Source organism: Hydrogenophaga sp. (assembly GCF_030656115.1).
In the GTDB taxonomy this organism is placed as follows: domain Bacteria; phylum Pseudomonadota; class Gammaproteobacteria; order Burkholderiales; family Burkholderiaceae_C; genus Hydrogenophaga.
The window spans coordinates 1-18061 of the sequence record NZ_JAUSOO010000026.1 but is presented as its reverse complement, the minus strand read 5'-3'; the positions used below and the strand labels follow the sequence as shown (position 1 = coordinate 18061).

Annotated in this window: 17 protein-coding genes; 10 read left to right on the top strand and 7 right to left on the bottom strand. The window is 65.1% G+C overall.

Going from position 1 to position 18061, the window contains the following annotated elements:
- Positions 1-16 precede the first annotated feature (16 nt).
- The 5 genes from Q7J58_RS02605 to Q7J58_RS02585 are packed head-to-tail and all read left to right on the top strand — an operon-like array spanning position 17 to position 3889.
- Positions 17-775, top strand: a complete 759-nt coding sequence (locus Q7J58_RS02605; RefSeq protein WP_304823006.1) for a 4Fe-4S dicluster domain-containing protein — start codon at positions 17-19, stop codon at positions 773-775.
- A 17-nt stretch (positions 776-792) separates the two neighbouring features.
- Positions 793-1950 carry an NrfD/PsrC family molybdoenzyme membrane anchor subunit gene (gene nrfD, locus Q7J58_RS02600; RefSeq protein ID WP_304823003.1) on the top strand — a complete coding sequence of 386 codons (1158 nt, stop codon included), beginning with the start codon at positions 793-795 and terminating at the stop codon, positions 1948-1950.
- On the top strand, positions 1947-2615 hold the full coding sequence (locus tag Q7J58_RS02595; RefSeq protein WP_304823000.1) for a molecular chaperone TorD family protein: 669 nt from the start codon (positions 1947-1949) through the stop codon (positions 2613-2615). Before nrfD ends, Q7J58_RS02595 begins: the two co-directional genes overlap by 4 nt.
- Positions 2616-2654: 39 nt before the next feature.
- Positions 2655-3317, top strand: coding sequence for a nitroreductase (locus tag Q7J58_RS02590; protein ID WP_304822997.1), 663 nt, complete (start codon positions 2655-2657; stop codon positions 3315-3317).
- Positions 3314-3889 carry a hypothetical protein gene (locus Q7J58_RS02585; protein WP_304822994.1) on the top strand — a complete coding sequence of 192 codons (576 nt, stop codon included), beginning with the start codon at positions 3314-3316 and terminating at the stop codon, positions 3887-3889. The genes Q7J58_RS02590 and Q7J58_RS02585 overlap by 4 nt, the downstream gene beginning before the upstream one ends.
- Before the next feature lie 314 nt (positions 3890-4203).
- Here the strand turns inward: Q7J58_RS02585 and Q7J58_RS02580 are convergent, their stop codons facing one another.
- Complete coding sequence (locus Q7J58_RS02580; protein ID WP_336623466.1) at positions 4204-5817, bottom strand: wax ester/triacylglycerol synthase family O-acyltransferase; 1614 nt, start codon at positions 5815-5817, stop codon at positions 4204-4206.
- Positions 5818-5997: 180 nt separating this feature from the next.
- Here Q7J58_RS02580 and Q7J58_RS02575 point away from each other — a divergent pair, with 180 nt between their 5' ends.
- On the top strand, positions 5998-6252 hold the full coding sequence (locus tag Q7J58_RS02575) for an acyl-CoA-binding protein (RefSeq protein WP_304822991.1): 255 nt from the start codon (positions 5998-6000) through the stop codon (positions 6250-6252).
- A gap of 61 nt (positions 6253-6313) precedes the next feature.
- Here the strand turns inward: Q7J58_RS02575 and Q7J58_RS02570 are convergent, their stop codons facing one another.
- Genes Q7J58_RS02570 through Q7J58_RS02560 form a run of 3 tightly spaced genes read right to left on the bottom strand, consistent with a single transcriptional unit; the run spans position 6314 to position 9844 of the window.
- Entirely contained in the window at positions 6314-6631 is a 318-nt protein-coding gene (locus Q7J58_RS02570) for a polyhydroxyalkanoic acid system family protein (protein WP_304822989.1), read from the bottom strand.
- A 31-nt stretch (positions 6632-6662) separates the two neighbouring features.
- Positions 6663-7766, bottom strand: a complete 1104-nt coding sequence (locus Q7J58_RS02565; protein WP_304822986.1) for an aminopeptidase — start codon at positions 7764-7766, stop codon at positions 6663-6665.
- On the bottom strand, positions 7766-9844 hold the full coding sequence (locus Q7J58_RS02560) for a molybdopterin oxidoreductase family protein (RefSeq protein ID WP_304822984.1): 2079 nt from the start codon (positions 9842-9844) through the stop codon (positions 7766-7768). The genes Q7J58_RS02565 and Q7J58_RS02560 overlap by 1 nt, the downstream gene beginning before the upstream one ends.
- 98 nt (positions 9845-9942) lie before the next feature.
- Here Q7J58_RS02560 and Q7J58_RS02555 point away from each other — a divergent pair, with 98 nt between their 5' ends.
- The 3 genes from Q7J58_RS02555 (at position 9943) to Q7J58_RS02545 (ending at position 13530) form a co-directional block, all read left to right on the top strand.
- Positions 9943-11094 (top strand): ABC transporter substrate-binding protein, encoded by a 1152-nt coding sequence (locus Q7J58_RS02555; protein WP_304822981.1) that lies wholly within the window; start codon positions 9943-9945, stop codon positions 11092-11094.
- A gap of 124 nt (positions 11095-11218) precedes the next feature.
- Positions 11219-12436, top strand: a complete 1218-nt coding sequence (locus Q7J58_RS02550; protein WP_304822978.1) for a M20 aminoacylase family protein — start codon at positions 11219-11221, stop codon at positions 12434-12436.
- Positions 12433-13530: a M14 family metallopeptidase gene (locus tag Q7J58_RS02545; RefSeq protein ID WP_304822975.1), complete on the top strand. Its 1098-nt coding sequence runs from the start codon at positions 12433-12435 to the stop codon at positions 13528-13530. The genes Q7J58_RS02550 and Q7J58_RS02545 overlap by 4 nt, the downstream gene beginning before the upstream one ends.
- 31 nt (positions 13531-13561) lie before the next feature.
- Here Q7J58_RS02545 and Q7J58_RS02540 read toward each other — a convergent pair whose 3' ends face one another.
- The 3 genes from Q7J58_RS02540 to Q7J58_RS02530 all read right to left on the bottom strand — a co-directional run bounded on the left by Q7J58_RS02540 (position 13562) and on the right by Q7J58_RS02530 (position 16364).
- A complete protein-coding gene (locus tag Q7J58_RS02540) occupies positions 13562-14221 on the bottom strand; it encodes a TetR/AcrR family transcriptional regulator (protein WP_304822973.1) in 660 nt (219 codons plus the stop codon).
- Between the two features lie 70 nt (positions 14222-14291).
- Entirely contained in the window at positions 14292-15566 is a 1275-nt protein-coding gene (locus Q7J58_RS02535) for a patatin-like phospholipase family protein (RefSeq protein WP_304822970.1), read from the bottom strand.
- Positions 15567-15686: 120 nt separating this feature from the next.
- The gene (locus Q7J58_RS02530) at positions 15687-16364 is read right to left on the bottom strand and encodes a phasin family protein (RefSeq protein WP_304822967.1); all 678 of its coding nucleotides are present in this window, start codon (positions 16362-16364) and stop codon (positions 15687-15689) included.
- 228 nt (positions 16365-16592) lie between these two features.
- Between Q7J58_RS02530 and Q7J58_RS02525 the strand changes: the two genes are divergently transcribed.
- A partial coding sequence (locus tag Q7J58_RS02525) for an SDR family oxidoreductase (RefSeq protein ID WP_304822964.1) occupies positions 16593-18061 on the top strand: 1469 nt, incomplete at its 3' end.

Genomic DNA, 18061 nt, shown 5'->3' with positions numbered 1-18061 from the left:
CAACAAGGAGACTGAAATGGCGAAGTGGGGAATGGTCATTGACCTCGACAAATGCACCGGCTGCCAGGCCTGCACCACGGCCTGTGCGATGGAAAACAACCGTCTGCCAGGCGAGAACTGGCAGGACGTGCTTTTCTACCATGAGGGAAAGTATCCCAACGTGAAGTTGCAGTGGTTCCCGCGCCCCTGCATGCACTGCGAAAACCCGTCCTGCGTGAGCGTGTGCCCGACCGGCGCCACCTTCAAGGAGGAAGACGGCGGCTACGTGCTGATCGACTGGAACAAGTGCATCGGCTGCAAGGCTTGCATGGTGGCCTGCCCTTATGGCGTGCGCTTCTACACCGACGAAAAAGCCGTGGTGCAGCCCGACCTGCGCGGCGTCTTCCCGGGCGAGGGCGGCCGCCAGTGGAACCCGCCCTACAAGGGCCCGCAGGACGATCCCTCGCACGGTGTCGGCATCCAGCCGCACGGTGTGGTGTCCAAATGCACCTTCTGCCACCACAAGACCAGCACCGCCCCCAAGGGCATCGCCGACCTCGACGAGGACAACCCGGTGACCAAGGAACACACCCCCGCCTGCGTGCGCGTGTGCCCGCCCAAGGCGCGCTACTTCGGTGACCTGGACAACGCCAATTCCAACGTCAACAAGCTCATTGCCGACAAACGCGGCGTGCGTCTGCTCGACCACACCGGCAACAAGCCGCAGGTGTACTACCTCTCGGGTGGAGCCGGTGCCGCCGTGCCCAGCAGCCGAGCCGACGAACCCAAGGCCTGACAAAGAGGAGAACCCACATGAACACCCTTGCTCAACCGCGCCCGGCTTCGGGCAGTCCGATGGGGCTCATCCTCATCCTGGCGGTGGTCGGTCTGGTCGCCGCCGGCGGCTTCGTGCTCAGCCAGTTGATGACGGTCGGCCACACCGCCTACAGCGGCGACAGCCGCGGCATCTTCTGGGGCCTGCCCATCGTCACCTACGACTTCTTCCTGCTGTCGTCCACCGGTCTGGCCATGCTGGCCTCGGCCTGGACGGTGTTCCGCCTGCCGGCCTTCGAGCCGATTGCGCGGCGTTCCATCCTGCTGGCCATGGCTGCGCTGGCCGGTGGCGTCGCCGCGCTGTTTATGGAGTTGGGCGCTCCGATGAAGGCCATGCTGCTTATCCCGTTCAGCGGCACCACGTCGGCGCCGCTCTTCTGGAAGGTGTGGGGCGTGATCTTCTACAGTCTGGGGCTGGCCTGGCTGCTGTTCACATGGCTTTTGCCCAAGGCGGCCCAGCCGCCCAAAGCCGCTGCGGTGCTGGCTTTTGTGGCGGCGGTTTACATCACCTTCGTGGCCGGTGGCGTTTATGGCTGGATGGCCATGCGCCCCTTCTGGTTCGGCGGTGAAATGTCACTGGCCTTCATGGTCGAAGCGCTGCTGGGCGCGGTGACTTTCATCATCATCTTCACGCACCTGGCAGCCGGCTTCAACACCCAGCGCATTCCAGAGAAGACACGTGCGCTGTTCTCCGGCCCGCTCGGTGGCCTGTTTGCTGTGCTCATGATCGCGCACGCCTTTTTCGTGATCTCGCGGCTGATCGCTGGTCTCTGGAGCAACGCCGATGGCATGCAGGTGTGGCACTACCTCTGGAGCCGCCCGATGTTCCAGGTCGAGCTGTGGATTGGCCTGGGCCTGCCCATCGTGCTGACGGTGGTGCCGGGCCTGCGCAAGTCGTTGTCGCTGCAGCTGCTGGCCGCGGTGGTAGCGCTGGTGGCCTTGTTCGTGGCGCGTTACGACTTCGTCATCGGCGGCCAGATGGTGGCCCTGTTCAAGGGCAGCTGGTCCCACGGCTTGCTGAGCTACACACCTTCTTTGACCGAATGGGCGGTACTGGCCACCGCCGTGTTTCTGGCCAACGTGGTCAACGCCCTGGGTGAGAAGCAGCTGGCGCTGGACGGCGGAGAGAGCCGGTGAGCGAAGCCGCCGTACAGGAGCCGCAGGTGGCCACATCAGGCAACGAGGCCTTGCTGCAGCGGGCCGACCTGCTGTACTGCCTGGCCCAGGCCTTCTTGCCCCCGCCTTCCCACTGGACGGTCTGCGACTGGGCCCAGCCCCTGGTCGATGACCTGACCGAGATGGCACCCGGCCTGCCCGGGCTGGACCTGGAAGACGTCAAAGCAGCGCTGGCGGCGGAATGCGCCCGCTGGGCCGCCCAAGCCCGTGCCGGAGGCGGTGACACCTGGCTGGTGGAGTACAGCCGCCTGTTCCTGGTGCCCCCGGTGCCGGTCACGCTCAATGCCGGGGTCTACCTCGAAGGCGCACTCGGAGGCTCCAGCACGCAGATGATGCTGGCCTGCTACGAGATGGCCGGGGTCAAGCCCGACGAGCGCTTTCACGACCTGCCCGACCATGTGGCCATGCAGCTGGAGTTCCTGGCGCGCCTGTATGAGCGGGCGGCCCGGGGCGATGCGGACGCACAGGCCATGGCCGAGGAATTTGCCGCCGAGTTTGTGCATGCCTGGGGCGGCGCCCTGCAACAGGCTTGCCGCAAGGCGGCCGCCAGTTTTCCCGCCGCTGCCGTATTCGTTGCGCTCGCCCGGCTGGTGCGCCAGACCCTGGGGGATCCCGGTCTGGTCTGACGTTCTGAGCGTTCTTTGAAATCTGCGAAAGGAGTCTGTATGCGCACCGATGTCCAACGGCCCGGTTTTGGGCCCATGGCCGGTTTTCCCGGTACCCACTTTCCGCGGCCGGATGCCTCCGCCGCGCGCTTTGCCGCGCTGCAGGGCCTGCTCAGCCGGCATTCGGTCGGGCCCCGGTGGCTGACCGGGCCGGCGCCGTCCACTGAACAACTCGAACAGGCCGTGGCCTGTGCGCTGCGGGCGCCGGACCACGGGCAACTCGTGCCCTGGCGTGCGGTGCTCATAGAAGAAGAGCAACGCGACGCACTCGGAGACCTGTTCGCCGACTTCGCCATGGCCGTGGGCAAGCCGCCCGAAGAGATTCAGCGCGAACGCGAGCGCGCAGCCAAGGGCCCCATGCTGGTGGCCTGGGTCGCCCGCATCACGCCCGGCATTGCCGAGGTGCCCGAGCACGAACAATGGCTGTGCGCGGGCGGCGCGCTGACCAACTTCCTCAACGCCATGCACCTCATGGGTTTTGCGGCCAAGACGCTCAGCGGCCGCAAATGCCAGCACCCGGGCGTGGCCCGCGCCTTCTGTGGTGAGGGTGAGCAGCTGGTGGCCTTCATCTGCGTCGGCACGCCAACCCGCCCGGGGGCGGCTCGCTGTCCTGACGAACCCGCTGCGGCCTGGTCGGTCTGGAAAGGGTCTGCAAAGCTTTGAACGGCGAACGCTCAACGCTGTGGCCGCGTCGGCTGCGCAGCGGCCTGGGCTTGGCTGCTGGGGTGTTGCTCACGGTGTGCGCCGTTCAGGCGGAAATGTCGGGTGACGACTACGGCAGCACCACGCGGCTGACGTCGCCTGAAGAGCGCCGCCGGGTGGAAGCCGATTTGGAACAGGCGCGCGAGCGGGCTGCAGCAGAAGAAGCCACGCGCCAACGGGTGGAGACGCAGCGGCAGACCCTGGAGGCGCAGAGGCTTTCCATGCGACCACTGGGGGAACGCCTGCTGGACAGCCGTTGCACGGCGTGCCACGCGCTGAACGTGCTGGACCACAACGTCAAAAGCCCGCTGGCCTGGCGCTGGACGGTCGAGCGCATGCGCTGGTGGCATGGTGCCCAGCTCAGCACGGAAGAGGTGCGCCAGGTGTCGGCCCATCTGACCCTTGCCCGGGCGGGTGGCTTGGGTTGGGTGGATGCGGGTATCGTCATCGGGTTGCTGGCGGTACCTGGGTGTGGCGGGTTGGGCTGGATGGGGTACCGTCGCAAGCGCAGCCTGCGCAAGGAGTCGATATGAGTCAACAACACGGGAGCTGGGTCTGGCTGGTCGTGGTTTGGGGGAGCGTCCAGGCGGCGGAACCGTCTATCGCGTCTGTGCCGCAGGTGCCCCAGCCGGTACCGTCTTCAACGGCACCGCGTCAGCTCGACGCGTCCAAGTACGTTGCGCCAAAGGCGTGGCTGGACGGTGATGCTGCTGAACGTCCGCGGCAGTCCACCCCAAGAACCCCCAAAGGTTCTCCGACCCTACCGCTGGCAAAGCCCGCTGCGCTGGGTCTGTGCGACGGCAGTTGAGTTCAATACCGTTGCTCAGCGGCGCTGCACTGAACCGCGTCAGCCCGGCTCCGCCGCCTCACCCCAGGGCAGCATCAGTGTCAGCGTGAGCAGCCGGGCAAACTCCGGCTCAAACTGTTCAATGATGCGTTGCGGCTCGGGGCACAGCGTGCTGTCGGCAATCACGCCAAACTGAACGCCACCCCCATAGCTCAGAATCGACACGCCCAGGCCCACGGTACCGGTTTGCGGCACCCAGAACATGGTTTGTTCCAGTGTGGAGCCGCACAGCGTCATCTTGGCTGTGGGTCCGGGCACATTGGTCATCACGGCGGTGGTTTTGCGGCCAAACAGGCTCAGCAGCGCGTCTTGCGCGGGCTTGACCAGCAGCCCCGCCACCGAGAGCAGCCCAAACGTGAGCAGCGGTTGCAGGCTGCCTTTGAGCCCGTTCATGCGCGAGCGCACCGCAAACACCCGTTCTACCGGGTTCTCGGTGCCAATGGGCAGCACCAGCGGCACCAGTCCAAAGCGGTTGCCGAGCTTCCAGGCGTCTTCCATGGGGCGCAGGTTGATCGGCACCATGGCCCGGATTTCCTGGCCCGCCGGGTTGTCGCCCAGCGTTTTCAGGTAGGCCCCAATGGCCCCGGCCACGCAGCTCAGCAGCACGTCGTTGACCGAGCAGTTCAGCGCTTTGCCAATCGCCTTCACCTCGTCCAGCGGGATGGGTTCGCACCAGGCCACCCGCTTGTGCTGGCCGGGCTGGCCCTTGAGCCGGGTGGGCGAGTCATCGGGCATCAAGGCCAGCGCGGCCAGATCGCTGGCCAGTTGGCCGCCCATGCGGGCCAGGTCCATGGCCTGACCCAGCGTGTCGCTCAGGCTTTGTTGCGGCGCTGCCAGCAGGGACAGCGATTTCGCTGCACCGCCTCCGGCCACTTCCAATGCCCGGGCAGTCAGGTCGCCCAGCGGGCGGATCAAGCTGTCCGCCACCCAGTTTTCGGCAGCGTCCAGACCGGATCGGTTGGCGGGGTTCTTTTTGCGTTGTGGCGGCAGGGCGCCGCCGTCCACCAGGCTCATCATCACGCTGATGAGTGCGATACCGTCGGCAATACAGTGGTGGATGCGCGCGATCAGCGCGGAACCGCCGCCGTATTGCTCGACCAGTTCAAACCGCCACAGCGGGTGGTTGTGGTCCAGCGGCTGCATGGCGAGTTCGGCCACGCGCTCTTGCAGCGCATCCTGTTCGCTCTGGCCGGGTTGGCGGCTCAGCGTGTGGCTGACCACATGGCGGCTGAGTTGAAAGTCGGGGTCGTCCAGCCAGTGCGCGCCAGCGGCGTCCTGGCGCGCGGTTTGCACAAAACGGCGGTAGGGCAGCATGCGCGCTTGCACCCGTTCGCTCAGGGCCGCCAGGGTGATGCCGGGCCGCAGAATCCACACGCCCACAATCATCATCAGGTTGGACGGTGAATCCATGCGCAGCCAGGCGGTGTCCACCTTGCTCATGCGCTCGCCTTCCAACCCCAGCGTGGCTGCCAGCGCCTGTACCGCGCTGACCGGTACCGATGCACGGTCTTTGGGGCTGGGTGGGGTCGGTTGAGCGGCGGGCGTTCGATTGGCTGGGTCGGGCGGGCGGAGCGCTGTGCGCCGGGTGGTTGCTGGGGCAACGCGTTGAACCATGTCGTCTCCTGCTGCCTGCGTCCTCAGGCGCCACCGGGCAGTGGGCTGGGATGCGGCGGTTTGTGGGTGTTGGCGTCTATTTTGCCGCCTAGGCTGCCCGTAAGATACCGGGCCTGCCCTGATGCCGATGGAAATTTTCTGCCGATCAGGTCACCGTTCCCTCACCTCTGGAGAAACCGCATGTCCGATCTTTCTACCCGTTTCGATGCCGCTGTCGCCAACTCCAAAAACCTCACCGAGCGCCCGGACAACGCCACGCTGCTCAAGCTCTATGCGCTGTACAAGCAAGCCACGGCGGGCGACAACACCGAGAAAAAACCCGGGTTCAGCGACATGGTGGGCCGTGCGAAATGGGACGCCTGGAACGGCCTGAAAGGCACCGCGAGCGACGCGGCCATGCAGCAGTACGTGGACCTGATCGAGTCTTTGAGCTGAACCGCATTCGGCAGGCGCCTGGCGCGCCTGTTTTCTGAAGGTGTGCGCCCCGCCGAGGGCGCTATTTCTTTTTGCGCACGGCAGGCTTTTTGACCGCCAGCAGTTGGTCGAGGTTTTTCACAATCTCGCCTTCAATACGCTCTTTGAACGCGCCCAGCAAAAAACCCAGCTTGGCGTCCAGTTCAAAGTGGTCGGCCGACACCCGCAGCGTGCCGTTGACGCCACTGCGGGCGAACTGCACCTCGTCCACGTCGTCTCCCTCTTCGTAGGTGCAGCTCATGTCGAAGTCGGCTTCGGCCTGTTCGGCCCATTGCCAGGCCACCTTGCGCGCGCCGCTCAGGCCAAGGTGGTGGTCGCGTCGGATGTGAATGTCTGCCATGTGGGGTTCCGTGGTTTTGTGGTTCTGTGGTTCAGGGGTGTGTGGACGGCGCAGACTGCGTGACAGTGGTCGGGTCCAGCCGCTTCAAGGCCGCTTGCCGCGCTTCTTTGGGCTGGGCTGCCAGGGCACGCACCGCATCATAAAACCGGTTGAAATTCTGGCCTTCGCGTTCAAACAGTGCCATGAACGCAGGCACCAGCTCGTCGTAGGCCGCCTGGGCACCAAAGCTGGCGTTGTTGGCCCGAGCCACCCAGGGGTCGTAACCCGCGTATCCGCCCCAGCGGGCTTTGAGCGCCTCGTAGTCGCGCCGGAAGGCGGTCATCACCTCGGTTTTGCGGTGTCGTTTTTGCGCATCGTCCCAGCCGTCCTTGGCGTAAATGGCTTGCAGTTGCTCGCGCACCGAGCGGGTGAGGGCTCTGAATTGCTGCCGGCGGGCATCAAACACCCGGTAGGCTTCGCGTGCGGTTTCGCTGGCCTCTTGCGCCAGCCAGCGCGCACCGCCCAGGCGCTCCACCGCGGTGGCAAACGACTCGTTGAACGTGGTGTCGTTCTTGGCATACACCACCTGGTGGGCCAGTTCGTGGAACAGCAGGCGCGCCAGCTCGCCCTCGGGGTAGCCAATGAAGGTGTTGAGCAGCGGGTCGCCACCGGCCCAGTTCATCCAGCCCAGGGTGGAATACGCGGGCACCGGGTACACCACCACGTCCAGGGAGTCGGGCAAGGTGCGTGCAAACGCCTGTGCGTCGGCCTCGCTGAAATAGCCCTTGTAGCCCACGCAACCCGCCACCGGAAAGCACCAGTTGTGCAGTGTGAGCGAGAGGGCGGGGGCCGCCACCACGTTGTAGACCGCTGCGCGGCGTTGCAGGTCGGCGTAGCGGTGGTAGCTGGCGTTGTCGGGCAGACCCAGCTCGGCCACGGCAAAGGCGCGCATGCGCTGGGCCAGCCGCAGGCGCTCTTTCAGGGCGTCGGGGGTTTGCGCGTCGTCAATCCAGTGTTGCACCGGCTTGGCTGCGTGCATCAGGCTCAGGTGGCCGGTGACCGACTGCCAGTAGTAGCCCACGCCCGATCCGGTGCTTGCGCAGCCCGACAGGCTCAGCGCCAGCGCCAGCGCGGTGGGGGCCGTGCGCAGGCGCATCAGGCGCTCAGGCTGGCCACCTCGACCAGGCAGTCGTAAAACACCGGGCCATGGCCCATGTCGGTCAGCTTCTGGCTGGTGAGTTCGTTCACATTGGTGCCAGACGGACCCAGCTTGCGCCACCACACGCCCAGGCCATTCACCACACCCGGGCGGGCGCGCGGCGATACCTTGACCTTGCAGCGGTACTCGCCCCGGTCGTTGAACACGCGCACCAGGTGCCCGTTCTGGATGCCGCGTGCACCGGCGTCGTCGGCGTGCATCTCCAGCAGGGGCTCACCTTCCATGTCGCGCAAGCTTTTCACGTTGACGAACGTCGAGTTGAGGAAGTTGCGCGCCGGCGGCGAGATCATGGCCAGCGGGTAGTGCGGGCTGCTGCCTGCGGTTTCAAAGTTGGGCAGGTGGTCGGGCAGACCGTCCTGGCCCTGCGCGGCCAGCCGGGGGCTGAAAAAGGTGCAGCGACCCGACACGGTGGGAAAGCCGCCGTGGGCAAACGGTGCGTCGGGCAGGGGTAAGGTGGCGTGGCCGTGTTCCAGCAGTGTCTCAAAGCTCACCGCGTCGCCAAAGGCGGTGCGGCAGAGCTGGAGGTCGTCGTCGGCAAAACACGGGTCGTCAAAACCCATGCGCGCGGCCAGAGCCCTGAAGATGTCGGTGTTGGTGCGCGCCTGGCCCAGCGGGGCGATGGCGGGGCGGTTCAGCAGCACATCGGTGTGGCCGTAGCTGGCGTGGATGTCCCAGTGCTCCAACTGGGTGGTGGCGGGCAAGATGTAGTCGGCGTAATCGGCTGTATCGGTCTGAAAATGCTCCAGCACCACGGTGAACAGGTCGTCGCGCGCGAAGCCCTGCACCACCTTGCCCGACTCGGGCGCCACCGCCACCGGGTTGCTGTTGTAGACAATCAGCGCCTCAATCTGCGGGCCAAAGCCGGGCGAAGCCGGGCGCAGCAGGTCGTTGCCAATGGTGCTCATGTTGATGGTGCGCGGTGTGCGCCCGGCCAACAAATCGGGTCGGTGCAACGCCGCACGCTGCACCGGGAAATGCCCCGACGCCGACAGCAGCAAACCACCTGCCCGGTGCCGCCAGGCGCCTACCAGCGCCGGCAGGCAGGCCACAGCGCGCACCGCATTGCCACCGCCGCGCACGCGCTGCATGCCGTAGTTCAGGCGAATGGCCGCCGGTTTTGTGGTGCCGTAGGCGCGCGCCAGGTCGGTGATTTGCTGCACCGGCACGCCGCACACCGCCGCCGCGCGCTCAGGGGGCCATTGCAGCGCGCGCTCGCGCAGCAGTGCCCAGCCTTCGGTGTGTTGTTCGATGTAGTCGTGGTCCAGCCAGTCGTGCTGTACCAGTTCGTGCATCAGGGCCAGGGCCAGCGCCGCGTCGGTGCCGGGGCGCAGCGCGATGTGTTCGTGGCATTTTTCAGCGGTTTCGCTGCGCCGGGGGTCGATGCACACCAGCCGCGCGCCGTCGCGTTTGGCCTGCTGCGCCAGGCGCCAGAAATGCAGGTTGCTGGCAATCGAGTTGCTGCCCCAGATGACGATGAGCTTGGCCTGCGCAAAGTGCTCCACCTTCATGCCCACCTTGCCGCCCAGCGTGTTCATCAGGCCCTCGGCGCCGGCCGAGGCGCAAATGGTGCGCTCCAGGTGCGCAGCGCCCAGTCGGTGGAAAAAGCGCGCCGCCATGCCTTCTCCCTGCACCAGGCCCATGGTGCCGGCGTAGCTGTAGGGCTGAATGGCCTGTGGGTCGCGTGCCGCGATGGTTGTGAGGCGGGCGGCAATGTCGTCCAGCGCTGCGTCCCAGCCCACGGGTTCAAAGCGTCCGCTGCCTTTGGGGCCCACGCGTTTGAGCGGTTGCAGCAGGCGTTCCGGGTGGTATGTGCGCTCGGTGTAGCGCGAAACCTTGGTGCACAGTGCACCATCGGTGTGCCGGTGCGCGGGGTTGCCCTGTACGCGAACGGCCACGCCGTGCTCCACCGTGGTGATGAGCGCGCAGGTGTCGGGGCAGTCGTGCGGGCAGGCGCCGAGCACCGTGCTGCTTTTCTGAAACGAGGGTTGGTCGGTGCTGGAAGTCGGTTCGGTCATGGTCAAAACCGGTGTATGTTATGGGGCCTACTAATTGCTTGCCCGGTACCTGCTTGGCAGGCCAGGATCCTCAAAAACAGCATATCAGGAGTTACCGTATGCGACGTCGTGATGTCATTTCAAAAGCGGGAACGCTGCTGGGTTCAGCGGCTCTGGGGGCTTGGAGTACCGGCGCACAGGCGCAAACGGCCGGTGTGGGCGATGAGCGCATCGTGTTGGGTCAGTCGGCACCGTTCACCGGCGCGGCCACGCAACTGGGACTGCAATTCCATCTGGGTGCGCAGCTTTATCTCGAAGCCTTGAATGCCAAGGGCGGCGTCCACGGTCGGCGTGTCGAGATCAAACAGCTCGACGACGGTTACGAGCCCGAGCGCTGCGCGGCGAACACCCGGCAATTCATCAGCGAAGATGTGTTTGCCCTGTTTGGCTACATTGGCACCCCCACCAGTCTGGTGGCTTTGCCGCTGGCCACGGAGGCCAGAATTCCCTTTTTTGCTCCCTTCACCGGCGCCGAGGCGCTGCGCGATCCGTTCAACCGCTACGCGATCCACGTGCGGGCGTCGTACTTTGACGAAACCGCCGCCATCGTGCGTCAGATCACCTCGGTCGGCATCAAGAAAATTGCGGTTTTCTACCAGAACGACGCCTACGGCAAGGCCGGTCTGGAAGGGGTCTCCCGTGCGCTGAAGACCCTCGATTTGCAGCCCACCGCGTTGGGTACGGTGGAGCGCAATTCCAGCGATGTGGACCAGGCGCTGAAAAGCATCATGGCTCAAAAGCCCGAAGCCATTGTGCAGATCGGTGCCTACAAAGCTTGCGCCACTTTCATCCGGCTCGCCCGCCGGCAAGGTTTCGCCGGCAACTTTTACAACGTGTCGTTTGTCGGCACACAGGCCCTGGCGGATGAATTGGGCGCGGAAGCCCGTGGCGTGGTCGTCAGCCAGGTGATGCCCTTCCCGTACTCCCCGGTGACCCGCTTGTCGGGGGAGTACCTGGCCGCCCTGAAAGACAAGCGCGGTGTCGCGCCCAACTACTCCGGCATGGAAGGCTTTGTGGCCGCCAAGGTGTTGACTGAAGCGTTGCAGCGGGCTGGGCGTGCCCTGACGCGTGAGGCTTTCATCAACGCCATTCAAAGTATGAAAAATGTGAACCTGGGTGGTTTCCCGGTGGACTTTGCGCCCAACAAGCACACGGGTTCCAAGTTTGTCGAGTTGACGTTGCTGACGGAGGATGGCCGCATTCGCCGTTGACCTTGCTTGGGCGGGGCGTCTGATCGCTGGGGGGTTGTCGCCTGCGGGTTGCTGGTTTTTGGCGTGTCTTCGGTACCATGTTGATTTTCAAACATGTGCCGCGCAGCGGTACCGAGAGGCGCCCATGCAACTGATCGACTCCATTCTCACCCAGGCGCAGGGCATTGCGGCGGTCCGGCGTGACATCCACGCCCACCCCGAGCTGTGCTTCAAAGAGGTGCGCACCGCCGAGGTGGTGGCCCAAAAACTGACCGAGTGGGGCCTTGAAATACACCGTGGCATGGGCACCACCGGTGTGGTGGGCATCGTGCACGGGCGCGACGGCGGTGCCTGCGGTCGCGCGATCGGCCTGCGTGCCGACATGGACGCGCTGCCCATGCAGGAGCACAACACCTTTGCCCACGCCAGCCAGCACGCCGGCAAAATGCATGCCTGCGGTCACGACGGCCACACCGCCATGCTGCTGGCTGCGGCCCAGTACCTGGCGAAACACCGCGACTTTGACGGCACCGTGGTCCTGATTTTTCAGCCCGCCGAAGAAGGCGGCGGCGGTGCCCGCGAGATGATCAAAGACGGGCTGTTCGAGCGTTTTCCGGTCGAGGCCGTGTTCGGCATGCACAACTGGCCCGGCCTGCCGGTGGGTACCTTGGCGGCCAGCACCGGGCCGGTGATGGCGTCGAGCAACGAGTTCCACATCGTCATTCGCGGCAAGGGATCGCACGCCGCGCTGCCGCACAACGGCATCGACCCGGTGCCGGTGGCCTGCCAGATGGTGCAGGCGTTCCAGACCATCATTACCCGCAACAAAAAGCCGGTGGACGCGGGCGTGATCTCGGTCACCATGATCCACACTGGCGAGGCCACCAACGTGGTGCCCGACAGCTGCGAGATCCAGGGCACGGTGCGTACCTTTACCTATGAGGTGCTGGACCTGATTGAGCGCCGCATGGGCGAGATTGCGCAGCACACCTGCGCCGCCTTTGGCGCCACCTGCGAATTCCGGTTCAAGCGCAACTACCCGCCCACCATCAACCATCCGGCCGAAACCGCCTTTGCGCGCGCCGTGATGGCCGAGATCGTGGGCGCCGACCGGGTGCTGGACCAGGAGCCCACCATGGGCGCCGAAGACTTTGCCTACATGCTGCAGGAGCGCCCCGGCTGCTACGCCTTCATCGCCAACGGCGACGGCGCGCACCGCGAGATGGGCCATGGCGAGGGCCCCTGCATGCTGCACAACCCCAGCTACGACTTCAACGACGACCTGATTCCGCTGGGCGCCACCTTCTGGGTGCGCCTGGCTGAGAAATGGTTGGCCCAGCCGCGCGCCGGGGCTGCCACATGATCAGCGCGCAAGCCGCGTTTGCACCCACCTACGCCCGCGCCCGGGTGCAGTTTCTGGAAGCGGCGGCCACCGCTGGCATGGCCATCACCAGCCACAACCACCCGCTGCCCGGCAGAGAGGGCGAAACCCTGGCCATGGACGTGGCGCTGGACGGCGACCCCGATGCCGAGCGCCTGCTGATCGTGAGCAGTGCCTGCCACGGGGCCGAAGGCTTTTGCGGCTCTGGCGTGCAGGTGTTTGCCGCCCACGACGCTGAATGGCGTGCGCATGCCCGCGCGGCCGGGGTGACCGTGCTGTACATCCACGCCCTCAACCCGCACGGTTTTTCATGGGTGCGCCGGGTGACCCATGAAAACGTGGACCTGAACCGCAATTTTCAGGACTTCAGCCAGCCCTTGCCACAGAACCCGGCTTACGCCGAACTGCACGCGCTGCTGTTGCCCGAAACCTGGCCCCCCGGGCCCGACAACCAGGCCGCCCTGGACGTTTATGTGGCCACCCAAGGGCCGGCGCGCTACCAGGCCGCCGTGACGCAAGGGCAGCACGCGGTGGCCGATGGCCTGTTTTTTGGCGGCACCGCGCCCACCTGGAGCAACCTGACCTTGCGTCAGGTGCTGCGCAGCCAGGCGCAAAAAGCCCATCGCCTGGCCTGGATCGACCTGCACACCGGCCTGGGCCCCCGTGGGGTGGGCGAGCGCATTTGTGCCTGCCACGACGACCCCGCCGCCTTGGCACGCGCGCGCCGCTGGTGGGACGGCAACGGCCAGACGCCGGTCACGTCGATCTACGACGGCAGCTCCACATCGGCGCGGCTGACGGGATTGATGTGGGGTGCCGCCTACGAGGAATGTCCACAGGCCGAATACACCGGCATCGCCCTGGAGTACGGGACCTTGCCCATTGCCGATGTGATCCATGCCTTGCGTGCCGACCACTGGTTGCACCAGCATCCCGAGGCACCGGCGGCACAGCAGCAGGCGATCCAGCAGCAGATGCGGGACACTTTTTACGTCAACACCGACGCTTGGCGCGCCCAGGTCGTGGTGCAGGCGCGCCAAGCCTTGTTTCAGGCGGTGGATGGGCTGAGCCGCTGAGCCGCCGATGGGGTGCGCGCCCTGCGCTGAGTCAAGTGGGCGGGTTGTACGCCCCGGTGAGCTGCAGCAGGTGCTGGCGCTGGCTGGCTTCCAGGTAGGGCGCCAACAGGGTGAGCACATGGTAGGCCCCGCGCATGAGGGCTTGTTGCGCGTTGTCCGGCTCCAGCGCGTTGCGCGGGTCGCGCACGTATTCAAAACTCAGCCAGTAAGTCAGCACCACCACCATGCATTGGGCGGTGGGCTCGACTTCGCGCGCATCGATGTCCACGGCGCCGCTGCGGCCCATGCCGGTGAGCACCGTGCGAATGGCCCGGGTCTTGTTTTTCAGCACCGCCTGAAAACGCGTTTCCAGCAGGCGGTTTTTGGACAGCAGGTCGTTCAGGTCGCGGTACAGAAATCGGTACGCCCAAATGGTTTCAAACAGCGAGTGCATGAAAAACCAGGCATCTTCCACGTTGCGCACGCCGTCGCTGGCGTTGAGCAGCTCGTTGAGCGCGCGTTCGTAGCGCTCAAACAGCGCGTTGATGAGTTCGTCTTTGGCCGGGTAGTGGTAATACAGGTTGCCCGGGCTGATGCCGAGTTCGGCCGAGATGAGCGTGGTGGAAACGTTGGGTTCGCCAAAGCGGTTGAACAGTTCGAGCGTCACCTCCAGGATGCGCTCAGCGGTTCGGCGGGGGGCTTTTTTGACCATGTGTCGGGTGTCCTTTGGTCCGCTCAGCGGTGGAAGGATTGTCGGGCATGAGCGAAAGACTCACAGCCTCTCAGTGGCTGCGCGTGGGCGAAGGGGGGCGCGCGAGCTGGTGTTGCAGGGTGTCCAGTGTGGCGTGCAGCCGTTGTGTGGCCGATGCCCCCGAACGCCGCGCCAGGGCCCGGCGTGGCGCAGGCGCCAGCAGGTGCCGCGCGGGGTCGTGCAGCGCCACCGTGTCGATCTGCACGCCATGGCGCGCGAGCTTGGGTGCCAGTTCGGCCCGCCGCTCGTGCAGTTGCTGGCGGGTTTGCTGGTACGCGTGTTCGGCCATTTCGCGGCGTTGGCGGTAGCTGAAGGTGTTGGCAAAAAACAGCTCGGCATCGCGGTGGTCGGGTTCAATCAGCACGATGTCGGTCTCGGGATAGGCGCGTTCGTAGTGCTTGAACCCCAGCGCCAGCCGCGAATGGATCATGGAGCGAAAAGTCTGGCTCATGACGGCAGGCAAGCCGCCCTCCACCAGCGAGGGAATGCGCTTGGTGCTGCGCGGGTGCTCGCTGGCGTGGAACGGCACCAGGGGGTTCAGGCACAGCAGCAGGCCCACACCCTCGTCCAGCGCCACGGTGGCGTGCAGGGTTTTCTTCAGCGCGCCGTCCACATAGTGTTTGCCTTCAATCTCCACCGGCGGGAACAGGCCGGGCAAGGCCGCGCTGGCCTGGATCGCACGCGAAATGGGCACGTGGTCCCAGCCCGGGCTGCCAAACGGCGCGGCGTTGCCCGTGTCGAGCTGGGTGGCCACCAGCGTCAGGCGCGCACGCAGTTGGCGAAAGTCGTTGCTGCGGCCTGCGCGGCTGAACAGGCGTTCGATGTGCTGGTGAATGCCCTCGTTGTCGAGCACGCCGGTGGGCAAGGCCGCGCCGAGCCGCTCAAAGGCGTTGGTCAGGGGCTTGCCTTGCACGCCCCAGGCCCACAGTGCACTGCCCAGCAAGCCCGGCAGACGCTGCAGGCGGTGGCCAAACTCGGCCCAGGCGGGTTTGAGCAACCACGAGGGGTCGAAGTTTTCTTCGTTGGGCAGGTCTTCAATGAACATTTCGCAGAGCTGGCGTGGCGTCATGCCGTTGGCCAGGCCCGCCGCGATGAAACCACCGGCCGAAACGCCCACGTAGTGGTCGCAGGCATTGAAGTCCAGGCCTTGCAGGCAGTCGTCCAGAGCGCAGAGTGCACCGATTTCGTAGATGGCCCCCAGCGGGCCGCCACCAGCCAGCGCCACGGCGATGCGGGGACGGATGGGCCGTGCGGTGCGCTGGGCCGGCGCGGTGGAGCGGGCAGGGGCTTGGCGGGGGGACATCATGCGTGGGAGTGTAGACCGCGTGTGCGTTGGAGCATGCTGCGCTGCAGCATGTTGGACGGACGCAAAAAAGGGGCGTCAAGCGCCCCTGTGATGGACCAGCGGCAAGCCGCCATGGCGTTGTCAGACCGCTTCCACCTTGGGCTCGGCCTTCTTGCGCGGTGCAGACTTGCGGGCCGCTTTGGCAGGGGTTGCCGCGATTTCACTGGGGGTTTCTGGTGCCGTTGGCACCTCGGCTTCAGGAGCGGTTTTGGCGGGTGCTTTGGCTGCCGGCTTGGCTGCTTTTTTGGCTGGTGCCTTGGCCGCAGTCTTGCGGGCAGCGGGTGCGGTGACGGCTTTGGCGGGAGCCTTGGCAGCCACCTTGGCCGGGGCTTTGTCGCTCAACTTGTCCACGGCCTGGCTCAGGGTGTCGATGCGCTCCATCAGGGATTCGATGTCGCGCGCCGAAGGCACGCCCAGTTTGTTCAGTGCTTTGGCCACGCGGTCTTCAAAAATGTTTTCCAGCTTGTCCCATTGGCCAGCAGCTTTGCTGGAAATGTCGGTGGCCATGTGGGTCACGCGGCTGGTGGCTTCTGAAATGCGTTCTTCGGCCACCGCCTGTGTTTTGCGCTGGATCGCCAGGCCCTCTTTCACCAAAGATTCAAACGCTTTGCCACCTTCTTCCTGCGCCTTGGAAAAAGCGCCCAGGCCGGCCAGCCAAATTTGCTGGGCCGAATCTTTGATGGCGCCCGACAGGGGCGATGGTGCGCTGGTTGCGGTGGTTTTTTTGCTGGTGCCAGGTTTCTGGATTTTCTTGACCATGATGAACTCCGTGAAATGGATTGAATTGAAAGGAATAAGGCAGGGCCAATGGCCGTGGCGTGTATTCAATGTAAGCCGACAGACCTGGTCTGTGTAGGGTCGGGAGACTAAAGCTGGCGCGGGTTATTGCGGAATTGTTGCGCGGTGTTCATGGACAAGAATGGCGGGTTGAAACGCCATTCCTCTTCCCCGTGCACCGCACGCAAAAAACCGCTAACAGGAGCCTTTATGCATTATTTCGTCACCGGAGCCACGGGCTTCATTGGCAAACGCCTTGTCAAAAAACTGCTGGAGCGCAAGGGCGCAGTGGTTCACTTTTTGATCCGCCAGGCCAGCGAAGGCAAGGTGCCCGAGCTGCGTGAGTACTGGGGTGTCAGCGAGACGCGCGCCGTGCCGGTGTTTGGCGACTTGACGAGCAAAAAACTGGGGGTGAGCGCCGAAGGGGTGAAGGCGCTCAAGGGCAAGGTGGACCATTTTTACCACCTGGCGGCGGTGTACGACCTGGAGGCCGATGAGGAGAGCCAGATCGCCGTCAACATCGAGGGCACGCGCAACACGGTGGAGTTGGCCAAGGCCATCGGTGCCGGGCATTTCCACCACGTTTCGTCGATTGCCGCCGCTGGTTTGTACGAAGGCGTGTTCCGGGAAGACATGTTCGAGGAGGCCGAGAACATCGACCACCCGTACTTCATGACCAAGCACGAGAGCGAAAAGATCGTGCGCCAGGAATGCAAAGTGCCGTGGAGCATCTACCGGCCGGCGCTGGTGGTGGGCGACTCCACCACGGGCGAGATGGACAAGATCGACGGCCCGTACTACTTCTTCAAGCTGATCCAGCGCATGCGCCAGATCTTGCCGCCGTGGATGCCCAGCGTGGGGCTGGAGGGTGGGCGCATCAACATCGTGCCGGTGGACTTCGTCGTGGACGCGCTGGACCACATCAGCCACCACAAGCGCGCCAGCGGCCAGTGCTTCCATCTGGTGGACCCCATGGGCTACCGCGTGGGCGACGTGCTCGACATCTTGAGCAAGGCTGCGCACGCGCCCAAGATGAACCTGTTCATCAACGCCGCGCTCATGGGCTTCATTCCCAAAAGCGTGAAAAAAGGCCTGATGGCGCTGGCGCCGGTGCGCCGGGTGTACCGCGCCATCATGCAAGACCTCGGCTTGCCCGAGGACATGATGAACTTCGTCAACTACCCCACGCGCTTCGATTGCCGCGAAACCCTGGCCGCGCTCAAGGGCAGCGGCATTGCGTGCCCCAACCTCAAGGACTACGCCTGGCGGCTGTGGGACTACTGGGAGCGCCACCTCGACCCCGACCTGCACATCGATCGCAGCCTCAAAGGCACGGTGGCGGGCAAGGTGGTGCTGGTCACCGGCGGCAGCTCGGGCATTGGCCTGGCGGCGGCGCACAAGTTCGCCGAGGCGGGTGCGGTCACCATCATCTGCGGGCGCGACCAGGACAAGCTTGACGAAGCCTGCAAAGAAGCGAAAGACAAGGGCTACCAGTTCATCGCCTACCCGGCCGACATCGCCGACATGGCCGATTGCGACCGCTTTGTGCAGACGCTGATCGCCCATCACGGGAGCGTTGATTTCTTGATCAACAATGCCGGCCGCTCCATCCGCCGCGCCATCGAGGCCAGCTACGACCGCTTCCACGATTTCGAGCGCACCATGCAGCTCAACTACTT

Coding starts and splice junctions, on each gene's coding strand:
- Q7J58_RS02550 (WP_304822978.1), top strand. CDS start 11,219: ATGCAACTGATCGACTCCATTCTCACCCAGGCGCAGGGCATTGCGGCG.
- nrfD (WP_304823003.1), top strand. CDS start 793: ATGAACACCCTTGCTCAACCGCGCCCGGCTTCGGGCAGTCCGATGGGG.
- Q7J58_RS02605 (WP_304823006.1), top strand. CDS start 17: ATGGCGAAGTGGGGAATGGTCATTGACCTCGACAAATGCACCGGCTGC.
- Q7J58_RS02545 (WP_304822975.1), top strand. CDS start 12,433: ATGATCAGCGCGCAAGCCGCGTTTGCACCCACCTACGCCCGCGCCCGG.
- Q7J58_RS02530 (WP_304822967.1), bottom strand. CDS start 16,364: ATGGTCAAGAAAATCCAGAAACCTGGCACCAGCAAAAAAACCACCGCA.
- Q7J58_RS02555 (WP_304822981.1), top strand. CDS start 9,943: ATGCGACGTCGTGATGTCATTTCAAAAGCGGGAACGCTGCTGGGTTCA.
- Q7J58_RS02575 (WP_304822991.1), top strand. CDS start 5,998: ATGTCCGATCTTTCTACCCGTTTCGATGCCGCTGTCGCCAACTCCAAA.
- Q7J58_RS02560 (WP_304822984.1), bottom strand. CDS start 9,844: ATGACCGAACCGACTTCCAGCACCGACCAACCCTCGTTTCAGAAAAGC.
- Q7J58_RS02535 (WP_304822970.1), bottom strand. CDS start 15,566: ATGATGTCCCCCCGCCAAGCCCCTGCCCGCTCCACCGCGCCGGCCCAG.
- Q7J58_RS02570 (WP_304822989.1), bottom strand. CDS start 6,631: ATGGCAGACATTCACATCCGACGCGACCACCACCTTGGCCTGAGCGGC.
- Q7J58_RS02580 (WP_336623466.1), bottom strand. CDS start 5,817: ATGGTTCAACGCGTTGCCCCAGCAACCACCCGGCGCACAGCGCTCCGC.
- Q7J58_RS02540 (WP_304822973.1), bottom strand. CDS start 14,221: ATGGTCAAAAAAGCCCCCCGCCGAACCGCTGAGCGCATCCTGGAGGTG.
- Q7J58_RS02590 (WP_304822997.1), top strand. CDS start 2,655: ATGCGCACCGATGTCCAACGGCCCGGTTTTGGGCCCATGGCCGGTTTT.
- Q7J58_RS02565 (WP_304822986.1), bottom strand. CDS start 7,766: ATGCGCCTGCGCACGGCCCCCACCGCGCTGGCGCTGGCGCTGAGCCTG.